The 7,054-nt window shown below is 74.5% G+C and carries 6 protein-coding genes; 1 reads left to right on the plus strand and 5 read right to left on the minus strand.

Annotated elements, in window-relative coordinates; translation table 11 throughout:
• Positions 1 to 63 precede the first annotated feature (63 nt).
• The 5 genes from G3I41_RS27220 to G3I41_RS27240 form a co-directional block, all read right to left on the minus strand.
• Positions 64 to 1,107: a peptidase C39 family protein gene (locus G3I41_RS27220; RefSeq protein WP_164403016.1), complete on the minus strand. Its 1,044-nt coding sequence runs from the start codon at positions 1,105 to 1,107 to the stop codon at positions 64 to 66.
• Between the two features lie 47 nt (positions 1,108 to 1,154).
• Positions 1,155 to 3,251 carry an iron ABC transporter permease gene (locus G3I41_RS27225; RefSeq protein WP_164403017.1) on the minus strand — a complete coding sequence of 699 codons (2,097 nt, stop codon included), beginning with the start codon at positions 3,249 to 3,251 and terminating at the stop codon, positions 1,155 to 1,157.
• Entirely contained in the window at positions 3,248 to 4,312 is a 1,065-nt protein-coding gene (locus tag G3I41_RS27230; protein WP_164403018.1) for an iron-siderophore ABC transporter substrate-binding protein, read from the minus strand. Before G3I41_RS27230 ends, G3I41_RS27225 begins: the two co-directional genes overlap by 4 nt.
• A 77-nt stretch (positions 4,313 to 4,389) precedes the next feature.
• On the minus strand, positions 4,390 to 5,253 hold the full coding sequence (locus G3I41_RS27235; RefSeq protein WP_164403019.1) for an ABC transporter ATP-binding protein: 864 nt from the start codon (positions 5,251 to 5,253) through the stop codon (positions 4,390 to 4,392).
• A 180-nt stretch (positions 5,254 to 5,433) separates the two neighbouring features.
• On the minus strand, positions 5,434 to 6,324 hold the full coding sequence (locus tag G3I41_RS27240; RefSeq protein WP_164403020.1) for an AraC family transcriptional regulator: 891 nt from the start codon (positions 6,322 to 6,324) through the stop codon (positions 5,434 to 5,436).
• A 252-nt stretch (positions 6,325 to 6,576) separates the two neighbouring features.
• On the opposite strand from G3I41_RS27240, the gene G3I41_RS27245 reads away from it, so the two are divergent.
• Positions 6,577 to 7,054: DUF6542 domain-containing protein (locus tag G3I41_RS27245; RefSeq protein WP_164403023.1), on the plus strand; the 478-nt coding region annotated here is incomplete at its 3' end.

Consider the following 7,054-nt stretch of genomic DNA (forward strand, 5'->3'; position numbering starts at 1 on the left):
CGCTTCTCCTCGGGTTCGGAAAGGGGCCCAGCGTACGGGTGGCCCCGTGCCGGGCGCACCGGATTACTCGTGGGCGGTGCGCAGGGTCACGGCACCGCGGAAGTCCCCCGGCGCCATGGTCGACATCGCGTCGAGCGACGCGTCCGGCACCGGCAGCAGGTGCGCGTCCACCCAGGTGTCTCCGGTCGCGCCGTTGGCCCAGGGGTCGTCGATCACCACGGCACCGGGCACGACGCCGTGGCAGAGCACCCAGTGCGGCACCTCGAACCCCTGCATCGCGGCGAGCGAGAGCAGCAGGAGTACGTGCTCCCGCCGGCCGATCGCGTCCCGGACCGCGCTCAGGGGGAGGTGGCCGGGGTCGACCGGGACGCCGATGCGCCCGGCCTCCGTGCGGGACACCCGCTGGAGCAGCGCCCGCCACTCCTGGTCTGCCGGGGGGAGGTGGTCGAGCATGACCGGCCGGTCCGTGTCGAGGTGGACCGTCACCCCGTACGACGGCCGGGCCCGGCGCAGGGCGACGCCCAGGCCGACGGGGTCGCAGGCCATGAAGTTGGTCGCGTCCCGCCACAGCGTCAGCTCCGCGGTGCGGTCCAGCGCCTCGCGCGGCAGGACGCCCGCGTGCACCTGCGCGACGAGGGCGGTGACGGCGCCGCAGCTGAAGTGGGTGGTCTGCCCGTAGTAAGGAGGCGCGGTCACCGCGTCGTCGTTCAGCCAGCGGACGTAGCCGGTGGCCGGCCCGTTCGCGCCCTCCGACTGAGAGAGCGGCGGGGCCAGGGGCGTGAAGCCCGTGGCGGCGGCTTCCTCCGGCGTGACCGTCCAGCCCTCCCACTTCAGCTGGACGAGTCCCCGCTCGCGCGCGTGGGCGGCGACGGCCTCGATGACGGCCGGTACGTCGCCGACGGCGTCCACGATCTTCAGGTACGCCGTGCCCGGGCGGGCGGTCACGAGCGCGGTGCCCGCCCGGTCCGCGCCGTCGCCGGGGACGGCCACGAGGTGCGGGGCGTGGGCGGAGCGGTCGACGGCGCCCCAGCGCTCCGCCACCTCCGGGGGCGGAGTGGGTACGAGGCCGGGCTCGTACGGCATGACGGTGCTGTGCACGGGCGGCATGGCCCCTTCCTGCGGGGAGGACGGCATTTCGAGTGCTCCGGAGAACGTCACGCGCGGGTCTGCCTCAGCACCCACACGAAGTACGGCGCGCCCACGAGCGCGATCATCAGCCCGGCCGGCACCTGGGAGGGCGCCGCGACGGTGCGGCCGAGCGCGTCCGCCACGCACACCAGCACCCCGCCGAGCAGCATCGCGACCGGGATCGTCCGGGCCTGCCGGGCGCCCACCAGGGAACGGGCGAGGTGCGGGGCGACGAGGCCCACGAAGCCGACGACACCGACGGCGAGCACGCTGAGCGCGGCGAGGACCGCGGCGATCGCCAGGGCCGCGAAGCGGGTGCGCTCCACCCTGACGCCGACGATGCGCGGGGTGTCCTCGTCGACGGCGAGCAGGTCGAGCCGCTCGCGCATGGCCAGCAGCACGGGCAGCGCGAGCGCCAGGGCCACGGCGACCGGGACGGTGTCGGAGAACGTACGGCCGTAGGTCGTGCCGGAGAGCCAGGTGAAGATGCGGGGGGTGTTGTACGGGTCGGCGCGCAGCAGGAGGAAGGTGGTCACGGCGCTGAGGCCGTACCCCGCACCGATGCCGATCAGGACGAACCGGTCGGGCAGGAAGCCGCCGCGCCAGGCCAGCAGGGCGATCACCGCGAAGGTGGCGAGCCCGGCCGCGACGGCGACCGCGACGAGCACCGTCCGTCCGCCGCCGAGCCCCGAGGTGACGACGCCCGCGGCGCCCAGCCCGGCGCCCGCCGTGATGCCGAGGATCCCCGGCTCCGCGAGCGGGTTGCGTACGGTGCCCTGCACCACGCATCCGGCGAGGCCGAGCGCCATGCCGGCGAGGACGGCCGCGGTGACCCGGGGCACCCGGTCGTCGAGGGCCGCCCCGATGAGGTCGGGGGCGGTGCCCTGGAGCCAGAGGGCGAGGTCGCCGGTCTTCAGCCAGAGGCTGCCCGCCAGGGTGCCGACGAGAACGGCGGCGACCAGCAGGACCGCCGCGCCGGTCACGACGAGGAGGTAGGCGCGCCGGGACCGTACGGCGACCCGGGCCCTCGGCGGCTGCTGGATGCGGCCCGTGTCGCGCAGCCGCAGCGCGAGGACCACGATCACGACGGAGCCGAGCAGCGCGGTCGGCACTCCGGTGGGGATGGAGGCCGCCCCGTCCGCCCCCTGCACGGCGCGCAGGACCGCGTCGGCGAGGAGGATGAGCAGCGCGCCGAGCAGGCCGGCCGCGGGGATCAGGAAGAGGTGCCGGCGCAGTGCGCGGACGCGTCCGGCGATCAGGCGGGCCAGGACGGGGGCGCCGAGGCCGACGAACGCCATCGGGCCCGCGAGGGTGACCGAGGTGCTGGTCAGGAGCACCGCGCAGACCACGGCGAGGACCCGGGTGCTCCGGATCGGCACGCCGAGGGTGGCGGCGGTGTCGTCGCCCAGGTTCATCACGTCCAGCCGCCGGGACAGGGCGAGGGCGGCGCAGAGCAGCAGGACGACGAGGGGGACGGCGCGCAGCGACGCGTCGATGTTCAGCTGCGAGAGGGAGCCGCTGCCCCAGGCGTAGAGGCCGGTGGTGTTCTGCTTGAACAGGATGAGGAGCATCCCGGTCGCGGAGTCCAGGGCCATCGCCAGCGCCGATCCGGCGAGGATGAGGCGGGTGCCCGCGGTGCCCGCCGCCCGCCCCGCGAGGAGCAGGACGAGCGCCGCCGCGACCAGGCCGCCGGCGAAGGCGACGACGCCCGAGGCCCACAGCGGTACGGAGAGGCCGAAGGCGGCGACGAGCGACACGGCGAAGTAGGACCCGGCCGAGACCGCGAGGGTGTCGGGCGAGGCCAGGGCGTTGTGCGTGACGGACTGGAGCAGCGTGCCGGCGCAGCCGAGGGCGAAGCCCACCGCCACGCCCGCGAACAGGCGCGGCAGGCGGGAGCCGGTGAGGATCTCGCCGACCGGCGCGCCGTCGGCGCCGTCCCGTTCCCCGGCGAGGTGGCGCACCAGGTCGCCGACGCCCACGCCCGATGTGCCCTGGGTCAGGTGCCACAGGCCCACCAGGACGGTCGCGGCGAGGAGGGCCGCCAGGACGGCCGCCCCGGCGGGAGCGCCGCCGCGGTCCTTGAGCGGACGCGACGGCGCTGCCGCTGTGCGTACGGCGCTCACTTCTTGTCGAGCACGTCGACGTAGGCGTCGATCGCCTGCTCGTTGGAGCGGGGACCGCCGGCGCCCCAGACGCGGGCCGGGAAGGCGTGGGCGCGGCCTTCCTCGACGGCCGGGAGCTTCTTCCAGATCGGGTTCTTCCGCAGCGCGGCGACATAGCCGCCGGCACCCTCGTCGTTGGCGTAGAAGAGGTTGGCGCCGCCCACCGCGACGAGTCCCTCGACATCCGTCTGCGCGAGGCCGTAGGCGGGGTCGACTCCGCCGTCGCCGTGCTCCTTGTTGACGCTGCTGGTCCACGCGGGCTTCAGGCCGAGTTCCTTGCCCAGCTCGGTGAAGAGGGCGCCGTCGCTGTAGGGGCGGACGGTGAGGTTGTTGCCCTCCAGCCAGCCGTCGAAGAAGACGAAGTCCTTGGTCGGCAGGTCGGCGTCGGTGACCTGCTGCTTCGCCTTCGCGAGGTGGGTGTCGAACTCCTTGAGCACCTGGTCGGCGCGCTCGGTGCGTCCCGTGGCCTCACCGATCATGCTGAAGACCTGGCGCATGTTTCCGATGGGGTCCTTCGGGTTCGCGCCGCGCGTGGCCAGCACGGGGACGCCCCGCTTCTCCAGCTTCTTGATCATCTCGTCCTTGGCGTCGAACGCCTCCACGACGATGAGATCGGGCTTGGCCGCGTACAGGGTGTCGAGGTCGGGCTCCTCGCGGGTGCCGATGTCGGTCACCCCGCCGGGCAGCTTCTCCGCGCTGACCCAGGTGCTGTAGCCCTTGGCGTCGGATACGGCGGCGGGGGTGACGCACAGGGTCAGAGCGTCCTCGACCTGCTGCCACTCCAGGACCGCGATGCGCTGGGCGGGCTTGTCCAGCTTCACCTGCCGGCCGACGCCGTCCGTGAGGGAGACCGGCCCGGTCGACGTGGTGGTGGTGTCGTCGGCGCAGCTCTTCGACGCGGGGGCGGCCTTGGCGCTGCTCTTGGCCGTGACGTCGTCGGCGTCGGTCGTGCCGCAGGCGGCGAGGGCGAACAGGGCGAGCCCGGTCGTGGCTCCGGCCGTCAGGCGGGTGGCGCGGTTCATGGAGGGTCCTCTTTCTCACATGTTCGAACGTTGCGTCGGAGCGCCGCACGGCTGCTCCGGAAGGGGGGGCGTCCTCGTCAGGAGAGGTGGCGCCCGAGGGGGTCGATGCGCAGCCGGCCCGTACGCGGGTCGAGGGCGACGTCGACGCGGATGTCGTAGACCAGGCCGATGTTCTCGGCGGTGAGTACGTCGGCGGGGGCGCCGGCCGCGTGGACGCGGCCGGCGTGCAGGAGGACCAGCGTGTCCGCGACGCGGGCGGCCTGGTCGAGGTCGTGGAGCACGATCCCCACGGCGAGCCCGTGCTGCTCGACGAGGTCCCGCACGAGGTCGAGCGTCTCGAACTGGTAGCGCAGGTCCAGGTGGTTGGTCGGTTCGTCCAGCAGCACGACGCCGGTGTCCTGGGCGAGGCAGGCCGCGAGCCAGACGCGTTGCATCTCCCCGCCGGACAGCTCTCCGACCTGCCGGTCCGCCATGTCCCGTACGCCGGTGACGCCCATGGCGCGGTCGACGGCGGCTCCGTCCTCGGGGGCCGGTCCGGCGAAGCCGCGCCGGTGGGGGTGGCGCCCGAACGCCACGACCTCCGCGACCGTCAGCCCCTGGGGCGCGGGCCGCGACTGCGAGAACAGGGTGACCTCGCGGGCGAACCCGCGGGGGCTGAGCAGGCCCGCGTCGCGCTCGGCCGCTCCGTCGGGGGCGCCGAGGACGACCCGGCCGCCGTCCACCCGGTGCAGCCGGGAGAGCGCGCGGAGCAGCGTGGACTTCCCGCTGCCGTTCGGCCCCACGAGGGCGGTCGCGCGGCCGGGCTCCAGGGTGACCGAGACGCCGTGGACGACCGGTTCGCCGCCGTAGCGCAGCACCAGGTCGCGCCCGTGGAGCGCGGACGCCGGTGCGGCGGGGCCGTCGGAGGGTCTTCCGGCACGGCGGAAGGGGCTGGTGAACATGAGGAGGTCCGGGTGGTCGGAGGGGCGCGGAGTGGGGCACCCCCCGCCCGGCCTTCACGGGCCGGGCCGCACGCTCACCCGTACGCGGGCGGCACCGCGTACGGGCGTACGCGGGCAGCACTGAGCACGGCGAGCAACAACTAAGGGTTACCTAACTCGATGAAGACTATATTCCGCTTGTCAGGCAGACAATCCGGCGTTCTCGCCACCCGATACGGAATTCCGGACATCCCCCGGAGCCGCGTCCACCGCGCCGAAGAACGCGCCGGGGGTGGTGTCCATGACGCGCCGGAAGGCGGCGATGAAGGAGCTGGGCTGCGCGTAGCCGAGGCGCTCGGAGACGGACATCACGTCGAAGCCGTCGGACAGGAGCGTCAGCGCCCGGTGCACCCGCAGCATCTGCCGCCACTGCGCGAAGGAGAGCCCGGTCGACCGGCGGAACGCGCGGGTGATCGTGCGCTCGCTGGTCCCCAGCCCCCGCGCCCACTCCTCCAGTGAGCGGCCGTCGGCGGGATCGTCCAGCAGGGCTTCGGCGATCGCGTCGATCCGGGGGTCACCGGGCAGCCGCAGCGCCAGCTGGTGCTCCGAGGGCTCGATCACGTCGAACACGACGGCCTCCGCCCGCAGCCGGGCGGCCTCGGCGAGATCCGTGCGCGACAGGTGGGTCAGCAGCGATACGAGCAGCGGGGTCATCGCGATCGCCTTCGGCTCCCCGAACGCGACCGGCGTGCGGTCGGGGGCGAAGAACGCGCTGTGGAAGCGGGCCCCCTCCGTCGCCCGGCCCGCGTGCACCACTCCGGCGGGCATCCAGAGCCCGTGCCCCTCGAACACGGTGAAGACCCGGTCGCCCACCCGGGACGTCAGCGTCCCGCCGCGCACCCAGACGAGCTCGTGCAGCCGGTGCGCGTGCCGGGTCCACTCCGTGGGGGCGGGGACGATCCGGAAATCCGCGACGACGGCGCCGGAGGCCGTCGCCCGCTCCGGGAGCGCCCCGGCCCGGCGCACGACCGTGCCCGCCTCGCGCCGCCACAGTCCCGGGCTCACCTCACCACGGGACGACGACCGGACCATGCGGACGAGTCTAAGTGGCCTTCCCGAACGGGTTCCCGTTGCGCCGTGTGGCATCGAACTCATCGCCGGCTCGGCCAAAGCGCGTGTCCCGCACCTGATTCCGGCCTGCCGGCGACCTACGTTGTCCCGGTGGAGCAGCACAGGACACGTCCCCCGCAGCGCAGGCAGACCCGGCAGACCCCGTTGTCCCCGCTGGGGGCGTCCGAGGACGCCAGGAAGGCCGAGGGCGCGGGGACCCTCGGCCACCGGGTGATGAGCGCGCCCGCCGGGCGGCCGGTCCGCCCCGCCGTGGGCGCCCTGCGCAGGCTGCCCAATCCCCGGCTCACCGGGATCGGCGCCGGGCTCTTCGCGGCCGCCGCCATGTTCCTGATCGGGTGCCTGGACCTGCTGCTGTTCGACGAGTCCCCCGTCGTGTTCGGCCTGCTGTTCCTGCCGGTCAGCGCCCTGACCGCACTCTGGGTGCGGCCGGCGGACCTGGTGACGGCGCCGATCAGCGTGCCGATCGCCTTCGCGCTGGGCATCGTCCCCATCTCCGGCGGCACCGGCGGACTCGGCGGGCAGACGATGGCCGTCGTCACCGCCCTGGCCGTGCACGCCGGCTGGCTGTACGGCGGCACCCTCGTCGCGGGCGTCATCGCCTCCGTACGCAAGGTGCGGCTGATGCGGGCCCGGCAGCGGCGCATGATGCTGGCCGCGCGGACCGCGCGCCCGGCCGCCGGGCCCTCGCCGG

This window comes from Streptomyces sp. SID9727, from assembly GCF_010550605.1.
In the GTDB taxonomy this organism is placed as follows: domain Bacteria; phylum Actinomycetota; class Actinomycetes; order Streptomycetales; family Streptomycetaceae; genus Streptomyces.